The sequence below is a fragment of the Curtobacterium salicis genome, assembly GCF_011759505.1.
Lineage (GTDB): Bacteria > Actinomycetota > Actinomycetes > Actinomycetales > Microbacteriaceae > Curtobacterium > Curtobacterium salicis.
The window spans coordinates 246,231-264,090 of record NZ_JAAOYO010000003.1 but is presented as its reverse complement, the minus strand read 5'-3'; the positions used below and the strand labels follow the sequence as shown (position 1 = coordinate 264,090).

The following is a 17,860-nucleotide window of genomic DNA, read 5'->3' as shown; positions in this document are numbered from 1 at the left end:
CATGGCCACCACGACCGCAACCACGATCGACGTCCTCGACGCCTCGGGCGTGAAGTCGGGCTCCGTCGAGCTCCCCGCAGCGATCTTCGACGTCGAGACCAACGTCCCGCTCATCCACCAGGTCGTCACCGCGCAGCTCGCCGCCGCGCGCCAGGGCACCCACAAGACCAAGAACCGCGGCGAAGTCCGCGGCTCCGGTCGCAAGCCGTTCAAGCAGAAGGGCACCGGCCGCGCCCGTCAGGGTTCGGTCCGCGCCCCGGAGCACACCGGTGGTGGCGTCGTCCACGGCCCGACCCCGCGTGACTACTCGCAGCGCACCCCGAAGAAGATGATCGCCGCAGCCCTGCTCGGCTCGCTCTCGGACCGCGCCCGCGGTGGCCGCATCTCCGCCGTGGAGGGCTTCGTCGAGGCAGAACTGCCGTCGACCAAGACCGCCCGCACGCTCCTCGCGAAGGTCGCTCCCGTCAAGCACGTGCTCATCGTGCTCGAGTCGGGCGACGAGCTCACGCTCAAGAGCGTCCGCAACCTGCCGAACGTCCACGCGCTCTCGTACGGCCAGCTGAACGCCTACGACGTCCTCCGTGCGGACGCCGTCGTCTTCAGCAAGAGCGCCCTCGACGCCTTCATCGCGTCGAAGACCGCGAAGGAGATCACCGCATGAGCGGCTTCAACAAGGACCCGCGCGACATCATCATCTCGCCGGTCGTGTCGGAGAAGAGCTACGGCCTCATCGACCAGGGCAAGTACACGTTCCTCGTGGACCCCCGTGCGAACAAGACCGAGATCAAGCTCGCGATCGAGAAGATCTTCGACGTCAAGGTCGCCGGCATCAACACGCTGAACCGTCCGGGCAAGACCCGCCGGACCAAGTTCGGGATCGGCAAGCGCAAGGACACCAAGCGCGCCATCGTGACGCTCAAGTCCGGTTCGATCGACATCTTCACGGCTGTCGGCTGAGGACCAGAGGGATAAATCATGGCTATTCGTAACTACAAGCCCACGACCCCAGGTCGTCGCGGCTCCTCGGTCTCCGACTTCGCCGAGATCACCCGTTCGACCCCGGAGAAGTCCCTGCTCCGTCCGCTGCCGAAGACCGGTGGCCGGAACAGCTCGGGACGCATCACGACGCGTCACATCGGTGGTGGCCACAAGCGCCAGTACCGCGTGATCGACTTCCGTCGTGCCGACAAGGACGGTGTCGACGCCAAGGTCGCACACATCGAGTACGACCCGAACCGCACGGCGCGCATCGCGCTCCTGCACTTCGTGGACGGCACCAAGCGCTACATCATCGCGCCGAACAAGCTCAAGCAGGGCGACGTCGTCGAGACCGGCCCCGGCGCTGACATCAAGCCCGGCAACAACCTGCCGCTCCGCAACATCCCGGTGGGTACGGTCGTGCACGCGATCGAGCTCCGCCCCGGTGGCGGCGCCAAGCTCGCCCGCTCCGCCGGCGCCTCGGTGCGTCTCGTCGCCAAGGACGGCCCCTACGCGCAGCTCCGTCTGCCGTCGGGTGAAGTCCGCAACGTCGACGCCCGTTGCCGCGCCACGATCGGCGAGGTCGGCAACGCCGAGCAGTCGAACATCAACTGGGGCAAGGCCGGCCGCATGCGCTGGAAGGGCGTCCGCCCGACGGTGCGTGGTGTCGCGATGAACCCGGTCGACCACCCGCACGGTGGTGGTGAAGGCAAGACCTCCGGTGGCCGTCACCCGGTCAGCCCCTGGGGCCAGGCCGAAGGTCGCACGCGCAAGCCGAACAAGCCGAGCGACAAGCTCATCGTCCGTCGCCGTAACGCCGGCAAGAAGCGCAAGTAGGAGTTCCGAAGATGCCACGCAGTCTGAAGAAGGGCCCCTTCGTCGACGAGCACCTGCTCCGCAAGGTCGTCACGCAGAACGAGGCCAACACCAAGAACGTGATCCGCACGTGGTCGCGACGGTCGATGATCGTCCCGAACATGCTCGGTCACACCATCGCGGTGCACGACGGCCGCAAGCACATCCCGGTGTTCGTCACCGAGTCGATGGTCGGTCACAAGCTCGGCGAGTTCGCGCCGACCCGCACCTTCCGCGGCCACGTGAAGGACGACAAGAAGGGCCGTCGCCGCTAAGGCGGCGACGAAGAGGAGGAACGAAATGGTGGAGTCGATCGCACGCGTGCGACACATCCGCGTCACGCCTCAGAAGGCCCGTCGCGTCATCCAGCTGATCCGCGGCAAGCAGGCCCACGAGGCGCTCGCCATCCTGAAGTTCGCCCCCCAGGGCGCTTCGGAGCCCGTGTACAAGCTGGTCGCCTCGGCGATCGCGAACGCACGGGTCAAGGCGGACTCGACGAACAGCTTCCTCGACGAACGCGACCTCTACGTGAGCAGCGTCTTCGTCGACGAGGGCACGACCCTGAAGCGGTTCCAGCCGCGCGCCCAGGGCCGCGCCTTCCGCATCAACAAGCGCACGAGCCACATCACGGTCGTCCTCGCGACGCCCGATGAGGCCGAGGCCGCCGCGACGAGCAAGAAGGCGAGCAAGTAATGGGCCAGAAGGTCAACCCGTACGGCTTCCGTCTCGGGATCACGACGGACCACATCTCCCACTGGTTCGCCGACAGCACGAAGAAGGGTCAGCGCTACGCCGACTTCGTGGCCGAGGACATCAAGATCCGTCAGTTCCTGACGAAGAGCCTCGACCGCGCGGGCGTCGCCCGCATCGAGCTGGAGCGCACCCGTGACCGCGTCCGCGTGGACATCCACACGGCGCGCCCGGGCATCGTCATCGGTCGCCGCGGCGCCGAGGCCGAGCGCATCCGGAGCGAGCTCGAGAAGCTCACCAAGAAGCAGATCCAGCTCAACATCCTCGAGGTCAAGAACCCCGAGACCGAGGCCCAGCTCGTCGCGCAGGGCATCGCCGAGCAGCTCTCCGCTCGTGTCGCGTTCCGTCGCGCCATGCGCAAGGGCCTGCAGGGTGCACAGCGCGCCGGTGCCAAGGGTGTCCGCATCCAGGTGTCGGGTCGCCTCGGCGGTGCCGAGATGTCCCGTTCGGAGTTCTACCGCGAGGGCCGCGTGCCCCTGCACACCCTCCGCGCGAACATCGACTACGGCTTCTACGAGGCCCGGACCACGTTCGGCCGTATCGGCGTGAAGGTCTGGATCTACAAGGGCGACATCACGAACAAGGAGCTCGCTCGCGAGCAGGCGAACCAGCGTTCGTCCCGCCCGGAGCGTCGTGGCGGCGGCAACGACCGTCGTGGCGGCGGCCCCCGTGGCGACCGCAACGACCGCGGTGGCGACCGTCGCGAGCAGCAGGCCCCGCAGGACGCGCCGGCCGGCGCAGGAGTTGAGGCGTAACCATGCTTATCCCCCGTCGAGTCAAGCACCGCAAGCAGCACCACCCGAAGCGTTCGGGTCAGGCGACCGGTGGCACGAAGGTCTCCTTCGGTGAGTACGGAATCCAGGCGCTCACCCCGGCCTACGTGACCAACCGTCAGATCGAGTCCGCTCGTATCGCCATGACGCGTCACATCAAGCGTGGCGGCAAGGTGTGGATCAACATCTACCCGGACCGCCCGCTGACCAAGAAGCCCGCTGAGACCCGCATGGGTTCCGGTAAGGGTTCGCCCGAGTGGTGGGTCGCCAACGTCAAGCCGGGTCGCGTGCTCTTCGAGCTCGCCGGTGTGAGCGACGAGGTCGCTCGCGAGGCACTGACCCGTGCAATTCACAAGCTGCCCCTCAAGGCACGCATCATCAAGCGCGAGGAGGGCGACGCATAATGGCGATCGGTTCCAAGGAGCTCCGTCCGACGGAGCTCGACACGTTCGAGAACGAGCGTCTCGCTGACGAGCTGAAGAAGGCCAAGGAGGAGCTGTTCAACCTCCGCTTCCAGTCGGCCACCGGCCAGCTGGAGAGCCACGGCCGTCTCCGTGCCGTCAAGCGCGACATCGCGCGCATCTACACCGTGCTCCGTGAGCGCGAGCTCGGCATCCGTGCCACGCCCGCGCCCGTCGAGACCGCCCCGAAGGCCAAGAAGTCGTCGAAGAAGGCCGAGAAGCCGGCTGAGTCGACCGAGGCCGCGACCGCCGAGGAGAACTGATGGCCACCGAAGAGAAGGACTCCGCCGCCGTCACCCGCGGCTACCGCAAGACCCGTCGTGGCTACGTCACGAGCGACAAGATGGACAAGACGATCGTCGTCGAGGTCGAGGACCGCGTGAAGCACCCCCTCTACGGCAAGGTCATCCGTCGCACGTCGAAGGTCAAGGCCCACGACGAGCAGGGTTCCGCCGGCATGGGCGACCTGGTCGTCATCAGCGAGACCCGTCCCCTCAGCGCCACGAAGCGCTGGCGCCTGGTCGAGATCCTCGAGAAGGCCAAGTAGGCCTCGGCCCGCTTCGGAATAGGAGACAGCAGTGATTCAGCAGGAATCCCGCCTGAAGGTGGCTGACAACACGGGCGCCAAGGAGATCCTCACCATCCGTGTTCTCGGCGGCTCGGGTCGTCGCTACGCCGGCCTCGGTGACGTCATCGTCGCCACGGTGAAGGACGCCATCCCCGGCGGCAACGTGAAGAAGGGTGACGTCGTCAAGGCGGTCATCGTTCGCACCAAGAAGGAGACCCGTCGTGCAGACGGCTCCTACATCAAGTTCGACGAGAACGCGGCAGTGATCCTCAAGGCTGACGGCGACCCGCGCGGCACGCGCATCTTCGGGCCGATCGGTCGCGAGCTCCGTGACAAGAAGTTCATGAAGATCATCTCGCTCGCGCCGGAGGTGCTGTAAGCCATGGCGAACATCAAGAAGGGTGACCTGGTCCAGGTCATCACCGGTGCCACGCAGGAGCGTGGCGGCGACCGCGGCAAGCAGGGCAAGGTCATCGAGGTCCGCGGCGACCGTCTGGTCGTCGAGGGCATCAACTTCGTGACCAAGCACGTCCGCGTCGGTCAGACCCAGCGCGGTTCGAAGACCGGTGGCATCGAGCAGCACGAAGCTCCGATCCACGTGTCGAACGTCGCGATCGTCGACCCGAAGACCAAGAAGCCGACCCGCGTCGGTTTCCGCAACGAAGAGGTGGAGAAGGACGGCGTCACCAAGACCGTCCGCGTCCGCTACGCCAAGAAGTCTGGTGAGAAGCTCTGATGACCGACACGACTGCCGCGACTGCTGAGAAAGTTCAGCCGCGCCTCAAGCAGAAGTACCGCAACGAGATCAAGGCGACGCTGACCGAGCAGTTCGGTTACGGCAACGTCAACCAGGTCCCCGGCCTGGTCAAGGTCGTCGTCAACACCGGTGTCGGTGAGGCCGCGCGCGACTCGAAGATCATCGAGGGTGCCATCAAGGACCTCACGGCGATCACCGGTCAGAAGCCGCAGGTCACGCTGGCCCGCAAGTCCATCGCGCAGTTCAAGCTGCGCGAGGGCCAGGCCATCGGCGCACACGTCACCCTCCGCGGTGACCGTGCGTGGGAGTTCCTGGACCGCCTGCTGTCGCTGGCGCTGCCGCGCATCCGCGACTTCCGTGGTCTGAGCGACCGCCAGTTCGACGGCAACGGCAACTACACCTTCGGTCTCTCCGAGCAGAGCGTGTTCCACGAGATCGACCAGGACCGCATCGACCGCGTGCGTGGCTTCGACATCACTGTCGTCACCACCGCGAAGACGGACGACGAAGGCCGCGCGCTGCTCCGCCAGCTCGGCTTCCCGTTCCGTTCGGGCGAGCAGACGGTCTAAGCTACTCCGGGCGGCGCGGGCCGGAGGAGTTCATCTCCTCCGGCCCGCACGCACGAAGTCACACCGATCCCGGGGAACCGCCCTGGGATCACCTCGATCGTCGAGGTCGGCACTCGTGGAACGGGTGATCGAAACCGGACGAAGAACGGATACGCATCATGACGATGACTGATCCGGTCGCAGACATGCTGACCAGATTGCGGAACGCGAACTCGGCGCACCACGACGCCGTCTCGCTTCCGAGCTCCAAGCTCAAGCAGACCATCGCTGACATCCTCAAGCGCGAGGGTTACATCAGCGAGTGGAAGGTCGAGGACGCCCGCGTCGGGCAGACCCTGACCATCGAACTCAAGTACGGCCCCGAACGCGAGCGTTCGATCGCCGGCATCAAGCGCGTCTCGAAGCCGGGCCTCCGCGTCTACGCGAAGTCGACCGAGCTGCCCCGCGTCCTCGGTGGCCTCGGCGTGGCGATCCTGTCGACCTCCTCGGGGCTCCTGACCGACCGCGAAGCCGAGCAGAAGGGCGTGGGTGGGGAAGTCCTCGCCTACGTTTGGTGATCGATCATGTCTCGTATCGGACGTCTCCCCATCGACATCCCGGCCGGAGCGACCGTCTCGGTCGACGGCCAGAACGTCGCCGTCAAGGGCCCGAAGGGCGAGCTCACGCTCGTCATCGCTGAGCCCATCCAGGCCACCGTCGAGGACAACCAGGTCCTCGTCAGCCGCCCGGACGACGAGCGTTCCTCCCGCGCACTGCACGGCCTGACCCGGTCGCTCATCGCGAACCAGATCATCGGCGTCACCCAGGGCTACTCCAAGGGCCTCGAGGTCGTCGGCACCGGTTACCGCGTGGCAGCCAAGGGCAGCGACCTCGAGTTCGCGCTCGGGTACTCCCACTCGATCACGGTCAACCCGCCGGCAGGCATCAGCTTCGCCGTCGAGGGCAACAACAAGGTCACCGTGAACGGCATCGACAAGCAGCTCGTCGGTGAGGTCGCGGCCAACATCCGCAAGCTGCGCAAGCCCGAGCCCTACAAGGGCAAGGGTGTTCGCTACGCCGGCGAGATCGTGCGCCGCAAGGCCGGAAAGTCAGGTAAGTGATCATGGCCATCGGAACTCGTACTCGAGGCAAGAGCAAGGCGGCCGCCAAGGCCCGCCGCCACAACCGTCTCCGGAAGAAGATCACCGGGACCGAGACCCGTCCCCGCCTCGCCGTCACCCGTTCGTCACGTCACGTGTTCGTCCAGGTCATCGACGACGCGAAGGGTCACACCCTCGCCAGCGCATCGACGATGGAGGCCGACCTCCGCTCGTTCGACGGCGACAAGACCGCCAAGGCCCGTCGTGTCGGCGAGCTCGTCGCCGAGCGTGCGAAGTCGGCTGGCGTCGAAGCCGTGGTCTTCGACCGCGGTGGTAGCAAGTACGCCGGTCGCGTCGCCGCGATCGCCGACGGTGCCCGTGAAGGAGGGCTGAACCTGTGAGCGACATCGCGAACACCAACGACGACGCCGAGGTCAAGGCCGAGGCCACGACCGACGCCGAGGTCGAGACGACCACCGAAGCTGCGACCGAGGCGGACACCGCCGCGGAGAGCACCGACGCGGCCGAGACCACCGAGACGACCGACGCAGACGCCAAGGCCCCCGCGGCCAAGGAGCCTGAGGTCCCCGTCGTCGAGCGCCCCGTCGAGACCGCCGCGGGTTCGGCTTCGAACAACCGCGACTCCGTCGACAACCGTGGCCGCCGTGGTGGCGGCAGCGGTGGCGGCCGTGACCGCCAGCAGGGTGGCCGCGGCGGCAACGACCGGAGCGGGCGAGGTGGCGACAGCCAGTTCCTCGAGCGCGTCGTCACCATCAACCGCGTCTCCAAGGTCGTCAAGGGTGGTCGTCGCTTCAGCTTCACCGCACTCGTCGTCGTCGGTGACGGCAACGGTCTGGTGGGCGTCGGCTACGGCAAGGCCCGCGAGGTCCCGACCGCCATCTCGAAGGGCGTCGAAGAGGCCAAGAAGAACTTCTTCCGCGTCCCCCGCGTCGGCAACACGATCCCGCACCCGGTGCAGGGTGAAGCCGCCGCTGGCGTCGTCCTCCTGCGTCCGGCCGCGGCCGGTACCGGTGTCATCGCCGGTGGTCCGGTCCGCGCCGTGCTCGAGTGCGCCGGCATCCACGACGTCCTGAGCAAGTCGCTCGGTTCGTCGAACACCATCAACATCGTGCACGCCACGGTCGAGGCCCTCAAGCAGCTCGAGGAGCCCCGCGCCGTCGCAGCACGTCGTGGTCTCCCCGTCGACCACGTCGTGCCGGCTCGCCTGCTGCACGCCGAGGCAGCCGCGCGTGCCGCCGCGAACGAGAAGGCAGGTGCCTGATGGCCATGCTGAAGATCACGCAGACGAAGTCCGTCATCAGCGAGAAGCAGTACCAGCGCGACACGCTCCGCAGCCTGGGTCTCAAGCGCATCGGCCGTACGGTCCTGCGTGAGGACAACGCCCAGAACCGCGGGTACGTCGCAACGGTGGCGCACCTCGTGAAGGTCGAGGAGGTCGACGCATGAGCGACGAGAAGAACGAGCGCGTCCAGATCCTGAAGGTGCACCACCTTCGTCCGGCCGCAGGCTCGAAGAAGGACCGCACCCGTGTGGGTCGCGGTGAGGGCTCGAAGGGCAAGACCGCGGGCCGTGGTACCAAGGGTCAGAAGGCCCGTTACCAGGTCAAGGTCGGCTTCGAGGGTGGGCAGATGCCGCTGCACATGCGCACCCCGAAGCTCCGCGGGTTCAAGAACCCGTTCCGAGTCGAGTACCAGCCCGTGAACCTGGAAAAGATCGCGGAGCTCTACCCGAACGGTGGCGACGTCACCGTCGCGGGCCTGGTCGCCAAGGGCGCCGTCCGCAAGAACGAGAAGGTCAAGGTTCTCGGTCAGGGTGACATCAGCGTGAAGCTCACGGTCACGGTCGACAAGGTCTCGGCATCCGCCGAGGAGAAGATCGTGGCGGCGGGCGGCACCGTCACCAAGTAGTCCCCGTCGGCGGCCCGCGCATTGCGCGCGGGCCGCCGTTACGGTTTCCTTGATGGCAGGCCCGAGAAGACGGCGTCGTTCGACGTGCGTCACCGGGCCACGGGGTCGGCGCTTCCGGCCACGGGCATCCTGCCCGGCTCGACCGGTCGGACCGGTCACAGAAGTTCGGAGTAACTCGTGTTCAGAGCGGTCGCGCGCATCATGCGCACCCCAGATCTTCGCAAGAAGATCGGCTTCACCCTGGCGATCATCGCGCTGTTCCGCCTGGGCTCGTACATCCCCGCACCGTTCGTCGACTACGCCAGCGTCCAGGCATGCCTGGCGTCCGCGTCGTCCTCCGGCGGCCTCTACGACCTGATCAACCTGTTCTCCGGCGGAGCGCTGCTGAAGCTCTCCGTGTTCGCGCTCGGGATCATGCCGTACATCACGTCGTCGATCATCGTGCAGCTCCTGCGCGTGGTGATCCCGCACTTCGACTCCCTCTACAAGGAGGGCCAGTCCGGTCAGGCGAAGCTGACGCAGTACACGCGCTACCTCACCATCGCGCTGGGCGTGCTGCAGTCCACCACCCTGATCACCGTCGCCCGCTCGGGCGCCCTGTTCGGCACGAGCGCGTCGGCGTCCTGCACGTCGATCATCTCGAACGACAGCTGGTACGCGATCCTGCTGATGGTCATCACCCTGACCGCCGGTACCGGCCTCATCATGTGGATGGGCGAGCTCGTCACCGAGCGCGGCATCGGCAACGGCATGTCGCTGCTCATCTTCACCTCGATCGCCGCGCAGTTCCCGTCCGCTCTCTGGGCGATCGAGCAGTCGCAGTCCTTCGAGCTCTTCCTCTTCGTCATCCTGGTCGGTCTGGTGATCATGATGGCGGTCGTGTTCGTCGAGCAGTCGCAGCGGCGGATCCCGGTGCAGTACGCCAAGCGCATGGTCGGGCGGCGCACTTACGGCGGCAACAACACGTACATCCCGATCAAGGTGAACATGGCCGGCGTCGTGCCCGTCATCTTCGCGTCGTCGCTGCTCTACCTGCCGGCGCTGATCGCCCAGTTCAACCAGCCCTCGGACGGCTCCGCGCCGGCGCCGTGGGTGACCTGGATCCAGAGCAACCTGACCTCGGGTGACAACTGGTTCTACATGGTCCTGTACTTCCTGCTCATCGTCGGCTTCACGTACTTCTACGTCGCGATCACCTTCAACCCCGAAGAGGTCGCCGACAACATGAAGAAGTACGGCGGGTTCATCCCGGGCATCCGTGCCGGGCGCCCGACCGCTGAGTACCTCGACTACGTCCTCACCCGGGTGACGTTGCCCGGCGCGCTCTACCTCGGTCTCATCGCGCTCATCCCGCTCGCAGCACTGGCGCTGTTCGGGGCGAACCAGAACTTCCCGTTCGGTGGTGCCAGCATCCTGATCATCGTGGGTGTCGGCCTCGAGACGGTGAAGCAGATCGACTCGCAGCTGCAGCAGCGTCACTACGAAGGGCTCCTCCGTTGAGCGCACGTCTCATCATCGTCGGACCTCCCGGAGCCGGGAAGGGCACGCAGGCCGGCCGGATCGCGTCGACGTTCGGGATCCCCGCGATCTCGACCGGCGACATCTTCCGCAAGAACGTCTCCGAGGGCACCCCCCTGGGACAGCGTGCGAAGGCGATCATGGACGCGGGCGAGTACGTCCCCGACGACCTGACGAACGAGCTGGTGCGCGACCGTCTGGCCGAGTCCGACGCCGCTGACGGCTTCCTGCTCGACGGGTACCCGCGGACGCCCGCCCAGGTGGAGTACCTGGATGCACTGCTCGCCGAGCACGGCACCGGCATCGACGCGGTCGTGCAGTTGGTCGCCGAGCAGGACGCCCTGGTGAGCCGGTTGCTGAACCGCGCGGCCGAGCAGGGTCGTGCCGACGACAACGAGCAGACGATCCGACGTCGGCAGCAGGTCTACCTGGAGCAGACCGCGCCGCTCGTGGCGGTCTACCAGGAGCGCGGACTGGTCGTGGACGTCGACGGTCTGGGCGGTGTCGACGAGGTCGGCGACCGGATCGCCGAGGCGCTCTCCGCGCGCGGCCTCGCCGCCTCGGTCTGACCAGGAGCTCCGTGTCCCGCTTCCGGAAGCCCTCGATCTACAAGACCCCGGAGGAGCTCCGCGCCATGGTGCGCCCCGGGCTCCTGACGGCCCAGGCCCTCGATGCCGTCCGCGCCGCGATCCGGCCGGGCATCACCACCGGCGAGCTCGACGCGATCGCGGAACGCACGATCCGGGACGGCGGCGGGGTGCCGAACTTCCAGCTGGTGCCCGGGTACCGGCACACGCTGTGCGTGTCGGTGAACGACGAGATCGTGCACGGGATCCCCGGCCACCGTGTCCTCGAGCCCGGCGACATCGTGTCGGTCGACGCCGGCGCCGAGGTGGACGGGTGGAACGGCGACAGCGCCTTCACCGTGGTCGTCCCCGGTGGCGACACGGCCACGGCAGCGGCCCGCCAGAAGCTCTGCGACACCACGGAACGCTCGCTCTGGCACGGCGTGGCCGCGCTCGCCCACGCGAAGCACCTGCACGAGGTCGGTGCGGCGGTCGAGGACGCCATCGACGAGACCGGCGAGTGGGGCATCGTCGAGGACTTCACCGGCCACGGCATCGGACGCTCCATGCACGAGGAGCCGCCGGTCTTCAACCACCGTGTCCGTGGCGCCGGCCCGGCGGTCAAGCCGGGTCTGGCCGTCGCGATCGAACCGATGGTGACCGCGGGCACGATCGACAGTTCGACCGACGCCGACGAGTGGACCGTGCGGACACTCGACGGGTCCGACGCCGCTCACTGGGAGCACAGCGTCGCGGTGCACGCCGGTGGCATCTGGGTCCTGACGGCCGCCGACGGCGGCGCCGCGGCGCTCGAGCCGCTGGGCGTGACGCCCGTCCCGGTCCCGTAGCCGACCCGGTCGTCGGGCCGCCTCGCCGCGACCACATGACGGGAGGCCCGTTGCCAGCTGGCAACGGGCCTCCCGTCACGTCGTGGCCCGTCGCCGGACCGCGGCGGCGTCAGTTGCCCACGGAGCAGGTCTGCTCGGCGGCGCTCTGCCCCGTGATCGACGAGGGCAGCGGGGTGGAGGACGGGCTGCTCGTCGTCGTGGTCTCGGGCGCCGGCGTCCCGGGTTCGGCGGTCGCGGTCGGCGTCGACGGGGCGGACGGTGCGGTCGTCGCGGACGGGCTCGCGGTCTCCGACGACTCCTGTGACGCCCGACCGGTCGCGGAGTCACTGAGGGTGGTGCGTTCGTCCGTCTGCAGGGCCACGTTGAGGGTGTGGGCGTTCGCTTCGTCGACGACGACCCGTGCGGCGTCCGCCGGGTCGTCGACCACGGGGTACTGGACGAAGAGCATGCTCGACGTGCTCATGCCCCGGAGCGTGGAGGCGAGCCCGACGAGGGTGCGGGTCCGGGCGAGGCCGTCCGAGAGGGTCATGTTCGAGAGCGCGGCGCCGGCCAGCTTGTAGAGCGTGATCGGGTTCGAGAGCGTCCCGTTCGACGTCACCTGTCGGAGGAGCGCCGACAGGAAGACCTGCTGCGAGCTGATCCGGGCCAGGTCGCTGCCGTCGCCGACGCCGTGCCGCGACCGCAGGAAGGCGAGGGCGTCCGTGCCCTGCAGGGAGTGCGCCCCCGCGGTGAGGTGGAGCCCGGTGAAGGTGTCGTCGATGGGCGACGCGACGCAGACGTCGACGCCACCGAGCGCGTTCGACATCTCGATGACCCCGTCGAAGGTGATCAGACCGGCGTAGGGGACGGTCAGGCCGGTGAGGTTCTCGACGGTGTCGACGACGCACGAGACGCCGCCGTTGCCGAGGGCGGTGTTGAACTGCGCCGAGGTCGCGGCCGGGTACGTCGTGCCGGTCTCCGGGTTGGTGCAGGCCGGGATCGGGACCATGAGGTCGCGGGGGAAGCTGACCGCGGTGAGCTGCTGGTGGTCCTCGGACACGTGGATGAGCATCGTGACGTCGTTGCGGGCGCCCTCGACGTCCTCGTCGGAGTCGAACTGCCCGACGCGGGTGTCGCTGCCGATGAGCAGGATGTTCGCCCCGCCCTTGATCGCGGTGACGTCCGCGGTCTTGGCGGTGCTCTGGTCGTCGGTGCTCAGCGCGACGGTCTGCGGCGCGGCGGCGAGTTGCGCGCCGGCGATGGCGGCGACGCTCGTCCCGCTGACGAGGAGCACGGCGGCTGCGGAGGCGACGACGGACAGCAGGGTCGTCCAACCGCGTCGGCGGGGGAGTCGACCGTGTCGCGCGACGGGGCGCGCGCGGCCGGGGGCGTCGGGCACGGGGGTCTCCTTCGGTCACTGCTCTCGTCACCGTACGGCTCCGGGCTCGGTGTGTGCGACGGTCGAGCCAGGAGATCCCTGTGGAACAGCGCATCTGCGGCCTTCCGTCCCCTGCACTGGGGTCCACAGCCGGTGCTGGTCCGGACTCCGACGCGCGCAGCGCGGAACCCGCACTTGGCAATCTGCGGTCTACCACATAAGATCGATCTTTGGTGTGCCATGCCTTCTGGCGTGGCGCCCGACCCGCAGACCGGCTCGGGGATCACACCGGTAATCCAACCAAGCGACAGTGAGGCTATGGCCAAGAAAGACGGCGTCATCGAGATCGAAGGCTCGGTGCTCGAAGCTCTGCCCAACGCGATGTTCCGCGTTGAGCTGACCAACGGACACAAGGTCCTCGCGCACATCTCCGGGAAGATGCGCCAGCACTACATCCGCATCCTCCCCGAGGACCGCGTGATCGTGGAGCTGAGCCCGTACGACCTGACCCGCGGCCGGATCGTCTACCGCTACAAGTGATCCGCGAGCTGGAAAGGAACGGCAAGGCGAACCCGCCGAGCACGAAGCCAGCGAGCACGAGGAACGAACAATGAAGGTCAACCCCAGCGTCAAGGTCATCTGCGAGCACTGCCGCGTCATCCGCCGCAAGGGCCGCGTCATGGTGATCTGCAAGAGCAACCCGCGTCACAAGCAGCGCCAGGGCTAGTCCCTGACGGACCAGCGAGAGCTGCTCCGGGACGGACTCCGGTCCGGCTGCACGACCGGGGCCGCCAGTCGCGAGACTGCCAGCGGCTCGAGCACGACCCACAACTGAACATCGACAACGCAGTGTCAGATCCCGTCCGCACCAGCGGTCGGGGGACACCTCGGGTCGGAGGCCCGGGCACCGGCACTGCGCCACACCTCCATCGACAACAGGAGCAGCCAGCACAATGGCACGTCTAGCAGGCGTCGACATCCCGCGCGAGAAGCGCGTGGAGATCGCACTCACCTACATCTACGGGGTCGGCCGTACCCGCGCCGTCCAGACGCTCGCGGAGACCGGCATCTCCGGCGACATCCGCGTCAAGGACCTCACCGACGACCAGCTCGTCGCCCTCCGTGACTTCATCGAGGGCACCTTCAAGGTGGAGGGTGACCTCCGCCGTGAGGTCGCCGCCGACATCCGCCGCAAGGTCGAGATCGGTAGCTACGAGGGTCTCCGCCACCGTCGCGGTCTCCCGGTGCGCGGTCAGCGCACCAAGACGAACGCTCGTACCCGCAAGGGCCCGAAGCGCACCGTGGCAGGCAAGAAGAAGGCTCGATAGGAGATCACGATGGCTACCCCCAAGACCGCCGCGCGCAAGCCGCGCCGCAAGGAGAAGAAGAACGTCGCTGTGGGCCAGGCCCACATCAAGAGCACGTTCAACAACACCATCGTCAGCATCACCGACCCGTCGGGTGCCGTCCTCAGCTGGGCGTCCTCCGGGGCCGTCGGCTTCAAGGGCTCGCGCAAGTCGACGCCGTTCGCGGCGCAGCTCGCCGCCGAGTCGGCTGCCCGCCAGGCAGCGGAGCACGGCGTCAAGAAGGTCGACGTCTTCGTCAAGGGACCGGGTTCCGGTCGTGAGACGGCGATCCGTTCGCTCCAGGCCGCTGGCCTCGAGGTCGGTTCGATCAACGACGTGACGCCGCAGGCGCACAACGGGTGCCGCCCGCCGAAGCGCCGCCGCGTCTGACGCGAGGAGCAACCGGCCGTTCCCCGCTCGTTCCCTGACCGGGACGAGCGGGGGCGGCCATTCCTGGTCGTTCGATCGCGCACTCCTGTGCGCGTGATCACAACTGAAACAGACCCGTCGGGGCCCGGCCGGCCCCGTCGTACCGCCAAGTGTCATATAGCGGACACTTCGCCGAAAGGAATTCCACAGTGCTCATTGCACAGCGCCCCACCCTGAACGAGGAGTCCATCTCCGAATTCCGCTCGCGCTTCGTCATCGAACCGCTCGAGCCGGGCTTCGGGTACACCCTCGGCAACTCGCTGCGCCGCACGCTCCTCTCGTCCATCCCCGGTGCTGCAGTCACGAGCATCCGCATCGACGGTGTCCTCCACGAGTTCAGCACCGTTCCCGGTGTCAAGGAAGACGTCACCGAGATCATCCTGAACATCAAGAGCCTGGTCGTCTCCAGCGAGCACGACGAGCCGATCACCGCCTACCTGCGCAAGCAGGGTGCCGGTCAGGTCACCGCCGCGGACATCTCCGCGCCGGCCGGTGTCGAGATCCACAACCCGGACCTCGTCATCGCGACCCTGAACGACGCCGCTCGCTTCGAGCTCGAGCTGACGATCGAGCGTGGCCGCGGCTACGTCTCGGCGACCCAGAACCGCTCGGAGTTCAGCGAAGCCGGTCAGATCCCGATCGACTCGATCTACTCGCCCGTGCTCAAGGTCACCTACCGCGTCGAGGCGACGCGTGCCGGTGAGCGCACGGACTTCGACCGCCTGGTCGTCGACGTCGAGTCGAAGCCCGCGATCACGCCGCGCGACGCCATCGCGTCGGCCGGTCGCACGCTGGTCGAGCTGTTCGGGCTCGCCCGCGAGCTCAACACGGCGGCTGAAGGCATCGAGATCGGCCCCGCGCCTGTCGACGCCGTGCTGTCGAACGAGCTGCAGACGCCGATCGAGGACCTCGACCTGTCGGTCCGGAGCTACAACTGCCTGAAGCGCGAGGGCATCAACACGGTGTCCGAGCTCGTCGCCCTCTCGGAGACGCAGCTCATGAACATCCGCAACTTCGGCCAGAAGTCGGTGGACGAGGTCAAGGACAAGCTCACCGAGCTCGGCCTGTCCCTCAAGGACACCGTCCCCGGATTCGATGGTGCCCACTTCTACAGCGGGTACGACGAGGACGAGTCCAGCAACTGACCTCGCGCTGACGCGCACGCGCTCCTGACACGGGGCGCACCACCATCACCACTGGAGAACTGACATGCCGAAGCCCACCAAGGGCCCCCGCCTCGGTGGCGGTCCCGCCCACGAGCGCCTGCTCCTGAGCAACCTCGCCAACGCCCTGTTCACGCACGGCCGCATCACCACGACCGAGACGAAGGCCAAGCGCCTCCGCCCGGTCGCCGAGCGGCTCATCACGTTCGCGAAGCGCGGCGACCTGCACGCGCGTCGTCGTGTGATCGCAGCCCTGCGCGACAAGACCGTCGTGCACACGCTGTTCACCGAGATCGCGCCGCAGGTGGCCGACCGCCAGGGCGGGTACACCCGCATCACGAAGCTCGGCTTCCGCAAGGGCGACAACGCACCGCTCGCCTCGATCGAGCTCGTCCTCGAGCCCGTCTCGAGCACGCCGGCCCCGGTCTCGCGCACGGCAGCTCCGGCCGCCGCTGCGCCGGCCGCACCGGTCGAGGCCGAGACCACGGAGGCCCCGGTCGACGAGACCGAGACCACCGAGGAGTCGACCCCGGTCGCCGAGGAGACCACGACCGACGCTGCTGCCGAGGTCGAGGCCGACGCCGCCGCCAAGTCGGACGACGCCGCGGACTCGTCCAAGTAGTCGCACCGCACCACACAGGAGGGCCCTCGCAGCGCAGGCTGCGGGGGCCCTCCCGTGTTCGCCCGTGACCCCACCTGGCCGGGAGGCACGCCCAGCGTCCGCCACCACGGAGCCGGCCGACGAGACGAGAGGTCCCATGCAGTTCCAGCACATCGCCGGGGTCGGCACGCGCCTGTGGCGCTGGAGCCGGAGTTCGGGCACGCAGCCGCGCCTCCTGCACGCCGGGAAGGCCGCCGCCGCTGCAGCCCTCGCCTGGGTCCTCGCCCGGCACGTCCCGGGCGTCGCGTCCGACTACCCGTACTACGCCCCGCTCGGCGCGGTGGTGGCCATGCAGACGACGGTGTTCGCCGGCCTCCGGAGCGGCGTGCAGACCCTGGTCGGCATCGCGCTGGGGATCGCGGTGGCCGCGTTCACGATGTGGGTGGGGGAGCCGGGTGTCCTCGCCGTCGCACTGGCCGTCGGCGTCGGCGTGCTGGTCGGCGGCTTCCGGATCCTCGGCGAGGGGAGCTCGTGGGTGTCGACGGCAGCGCTCTTCGTCCTGCTCGTCGGCGGAGCCCATGCCGAGGGGTACTCGCTGGGGTACCTCGTGCAGATGGCGGTCGGTGTGGTGGTCGGCCTGCTGGTGAACTTCCTGGTGTTCCCCCCGCTGCGGTTCTGGGACGCCGAGCGTCGCATCGACCAGGTGAACGGCGTGCTCGCCGAACACCTGGACGGGTTGGCGGACGTCCTCGAGCACGGTGACCGGGACGAGCGGGCGTGGGACCGGGCGCAGGACCGGCTGGACCGGGCGATCGCCGACGTCCGGAGCCGGGTCTCCATCGCGCAGGAGAGCCGGCGGATCAACCCGCGCGGCGCGCTCCGCGGCTCCCGTGCACGGCTGCAGCGTGACGGTGCGCGGTTCCGGGCCCTGGAGCGGGTCGCCTGGTACACGACGGACCTCACCGAACTCGTGGCCCGCTCCGGCCCGGTGTCCGCGAACCTGGGCCGCCCCGACGAGGCGTTCACCGGCCCGCTGGTGACGGCGATCCGGCAGGTCGCGGCGATGGTGCGCGGCGACCACCCGCCGGACGAGGGCGACCGGGCGATCTCGGCACTCGAGCAGGCCCTCGACGCGTCGCACGAGTACCCGTCCGACGTGGCGGTGACGTCGTCGGCGCTGGTGTCGCTCCGAGGCATCGTCGAGTCGGAGCGGCGGGCGACGCAGGACGTCGACACCGAGACAGGTCCGGCGGCGGGTCCGGCACGGTCCGGCCTCCGCGCGCGTCTCGGGCGCGGGCGACGCGCCTAGACTCG

The 17,860-nt window shown here is 68.3% G+C and carries 29 protein-coding genes; 28 read left to right on the top strand and 1 reads right to left on the bottom strand.

Translation table 11 applies throughout. The annotated features are described in order from the left end of the window. The first annotated feature begins 1 nt into the window (after position 1). The 21 genes from rplD (at position 2) to map (ending at position 11,650) form a co-directional block, all read left to right on the top strand. Complete coding sequence (gene rplD, locus E9228_RS09780) at positions 2-661, top strand: 50S ribosomal protein L4 (RefSeq protein WP_166780382.1); 660 nt, start codon at positions 2-4, stop codon at positions 659-661. After that, positions 658-957, top strand: a complete 300-nt coding sequence (rplW, locus tag E9228_RS09775) for a 50S ribosomal protein L23 (RefSeq protein ID WP_110824245.1) — start codon at positions 658-660, stop codon at positions 955-957. The genes rplD and rplW overlap by 4 nt, the downstream gene beginning before the upstream one ends. An 18-nt stretch (positions 958-975) precedes the next feature. After that, positions 976-1,815, top strand: a complete 840-nt coding sequence (gene rplB / locus E9228_RS09770) for a 50S ribosomal protein L2 (protein WP_111073937.1) — start codon at positions 976-978, stop codon at positions 1,813-1,815. 11 nt (positions 1,816-1,826) lie between these two features. After that, entirely contained in the window at positions 1,827-2,108 is a 282-nt protein-coding gene (rpsS, locus tag E9228_RS09765) for a 30S ribosomal protein S19 (protein WP_017885529.1), read from the top strand. 25 nt (positions 2,109-2,133) lie between these two features. Continuing rightward, positions 2,134-2,526, top strand: a complete 393-nt coding sequence (gene rplV / locus E9228_RS09760; protein WP_110903567.1) for a 50S ribosomal protein L22 — start codon at positions 2,134-2,136, stop codon at positions 2,524-2,526. After that, positions 2,526-3,338, top strand: coding sequence for a 30S ribosomal protein S3 (rpsC, locus tag E9228_RS09755; protein ID WP_166780381.1), 813 nt, complete (start codon positions 2,526-2,528; stop codon positions 3,336-3,338). The genes rplV and rpsC overlap by 1 nt, the downstream gene beginning before the upstream one ends. Before the next feature lie 2 nt (positions 3,339-3,340). Further along, a complete protein-coding gene (gene rplP, locus E9228_RS09750) occupies positions 3,341-3,760 on the top strand; it encodes a 50S ribosomal protein L16 (RefSeq protein WP_111073935.1) in 420 nt (139 codons plus the stop codon). Next, entirely contained in the window at positions 3,760-4,080 is a 321-nt protein-coding gene (rpmC, locus tag E9228_RS17335; protein ID WP_110903564.1) for a 50S ribosomal protein L29, read from the top strand. Before rplP ends, rpmC begins: the two co-directional genes overlap by 1 nt. After that, a complete protein-coding gene (gene rpsQ, locus E9228_RS09740; protein ID WP_166780380.1) occupies positions 4,080-4,364 on the top strand; it encodes a 30S ribosomal protein S17 in 285 nt (94 codons plus the stop codon). The genes rpmC and rpsQ overlap by 1 nt, the downstream gene beginning before the upstream one ends. Positions 4,365-4,395: 31 nt before the next feature. After that, positions 4,396-4,764 carry a 50S ribosomal protein L14 gene (gene rplN, locus E9228_RS09735; RefSeq protein ID WP_110903562.1) on the top strand — a complete coding sequence of 123 codons (369 nt, stop codon included), beginning with the start codon at positions 4,396-4,398 and terminating at the stop codon, positions 4,762-4,764. A 3-nt stretch (positions 4,765-4,767) separates the two neighbouring features. Further along, positions 4,768-5,121: a 50S ribosomal protein L24 gene (rplX, locus tag E9228_RS09730; RefSeq protein WP_111073933.1), complete on the top strand. Its 354-nt coding sequence runs from the start codon at positions 4,768-4,770 to the stop codon at positions 5,119-5,121. Continuing rightward, positions 5,121-5,711 carry a 50S ribosomal protein L5 gene (gene rplE, locus E9228_RS09725; RefSeq protein ID WP_166780379.1) on the top strand — a complete coding sequence of 197 codons (591 nt, stop codon included), beginning with the start codon at positions 5,121-5,123 and terminating at the stop codon, positions 5,709-5,711. Before rplX ends, rplE begins: the two co-directional genes overlap by 1 nt. A gap of 158 nt (positions 5,712-5,869) precedes the next feature. Next, complete coding sequence (gene rpsH, locus E9228_RS09720; RefSeq protein ID WP_166780378.1) at positions 5,870-6,268, top strand: 30S ribosomal protein S8; 399 nt, start codon at positions 5,870-5,872, stop codon at positions 6,266-6,268. A 6-nt stretch (positions 6,269-6,274) separates the two neighbouring features. Continuing rightward, positions 6,275-6,811 carry a 50S ribosomal protein L6 gene (rplF, locus tag E9228_RS09715; RefSeq protein WP_166780377.1) on the top strand — a complete coding sequence of 179 codons (537 nt, stop codon included), beginning with the start codon at positions 6,275-6,277 and terminating at the stop codon, positions 6,809-6,811. Positions 6,812-6,813: 2 nt separating this feature from the next. Continuing rightward, a complete protein-coding gene (gene rplR / locus E9228_RS09710) occupies positions 6,814-7,191 on the top strand; it encodes a 50S ribosomal protein L18 (protein ID WP_110824233.1) in 378 nt (125 codons plus the stop codon). A 5-nt stretch (positions 7,192-7,196) separates the two neighbouring features. Further along, complete coding sequence (gene rpsE, locus E9228_RS16765) at positions 7,197-8,072, top strand: 30S ribosomal protein S5 (RefSeq protein WP_425248377.1); 876 nt, start codon at positions 7,197-7,199, stop codon at positions 8,070-8,072. Continuing rightward, positions 8,072-8,257 carry a 50S ribosomal protein L30 gene (gene rpmD / locus E9228_RS09700; protein WP_022906355.1) on the top strand — a complete coding sequence of 62 codons (186 nt, stop codon included), beginning with the start codon at positions 8,072-8,074 and terminating at the stop codon, positions 8,255-8,257. The genes rpsE and rpmD overlap by 1 nt, the downstream gene beginning before the upstream one ends. After that, positions 8,254-8,718, top strand: coding sequence for a 50S ribosomal protein L15 (rplO, locus tag E9228_RS09695; RefSeq protein WP_166780375.1), 465 nt, complete (start codon positions 8,254-8,256; stop codon positions 8,716-8,718). Before rpmD ends, rplO begins: the two co-directional genes overlap by 4 nt. A 177-nt stretch (positions 8,719-8,895) precedes the next feature. Continuing rightward, positions 8,896-10,218: a preprotein translocase subunit SecY gene (gene secY, locus E9228_RS09690; protein WP_110824231.1), complete on the top strand. Its 1,323-nt coding sequence runs from the start codon at positions 8,896-8,898 to the stop codon at positions 10,216-10,218. Continuing rightward, positions 10,215-10,805, top strand: coding sequence for an adenylate kinase (locus E9228_RS09685; protein ID WP_166780374.1), 591 nt, complete (start codon positions 10,215-10,217; stop codon positions 10,803-10,805). The genes secY and E9228_RS09685 overlap by 4 nt, the downstream gene beginning before the upstream one ends. 65 nt (positions 10,806-10,870) lie before the next feature. Then, the gene (gene map, locus E9228_RS09680) at positions 10,871-11,650 is read left to right on the top strand and encodes a type I methionyl aminopeptidase (RefSeq protein WP_208385956.1); all 780 of its coding nucleotides are present in this window, start codon (positions 10,871-10,873) and stop codon (positions 11,648-11,650) included. A 109-nt stretch (positions 11,651-11,759) separates the two neighbouring features. Here map and E9228_RS09675 read toward each other — a convergent pair whose 3' ends face one another. Beyond that, positions 11,760-13,028, bottom strand: a complete 1,269-nt coding sequence (locus tag E9228_RS09675; protein WP_166780372.1) for an LCP family glycopolymer transferase — start codon at positions 13,026-13,028, stop codon at positions 11,760-11,762. Positions 13,029-13,325: 297 nt separating this feature from the next. Here E9228_RS09675 and infA point away from each other — a divergent pair, with 297 nt between their 5' ends. From infA to E9228_RS09640, 7 genes are all read left to right on the top strand, one after another. Next, a complete protein-coding gene (infA, locus tag E9228_RS09670) occupies positions 13,326-13,547 on the top strand; it encodes a translation initiation factor IF-1 (protein WP_017885509.1) in 222 nt (73 codons plus the stop codon). A 70-nt stretch (positions 13,548-13,617) separates the two neighbouring features. After that, positions 13,618-13,734, top strand: coding sequence for a 50S ribosomal protein L36 (gene rpmJ / locus E9228_RS09665; protein WP_111073925.1), 117 nt, complete (start codon positions 13,618-13,620; stop codon positions 13,732-13,734). Between the two features lie 226 nt (positions 13,735-13,960). Further along, entirely contained in the window at positions 13,961-14,335 is a 375-nt protein-coding gene (rpsM, locus tag E9228_RS09660) for a 30S ribosomal protein S13 (RefSeq protein ID WP_110903552.1), read from the top strand. 9 nt (positions 14,336-14,344) lie between these two features. Beyond that, on the top strand, positions 14,345-14,743 hold the full coding sequence (gene rpsK, locus E9228_RS09655; protein WP_110824227.1) for a 30S ribosomal protein S11: 399 nt from the start codon (positions 14,345-14,347) through the stop codon (positions 14,741-14,743). A gap of 188 nt (positions 14,744-14,931) precedes the next feature. Beyond that, the gene (locus E9228_RS09650; RefSeq protein ID WP_110903551.1) at positions 14,932-15,927 is read left to right on the top strand and encodes a DNA-directed RNA polymerase subunit alpha; all 996 of its coding nucleotides are present in this window, start codon (positions 14,932-14,934) and stop codon (positions 15,925-15,927) included. 64 nt (positions 15,928-15,991) lie between these two features. Next, a complete protein-coding gene (gene rplQ, locus E9228_RS09645) occupies positions 15,992-16,567 on the top strand; it encodes a 50S ribosomal protein L17 (RefSeq protein ID WP_166780371.1) in 576 nt (191 codons plus the stop codon). A gap of 136 nt (positions 16,568-16,703) precedes the next feature. Continuing rightward, positions 16,704-17,855: an aromatic acid exporter family protein gene (locus E9228_RS09640; protein ID WP_166780370.1), complete on the top strand. Its 1,152-nt coding sequence runs from the start codon at positions 16,704-16,706 to the stop codon at positions 17,853-17,855. Positions 17,856-17,860: the final 5 nt, after the last annotated feature.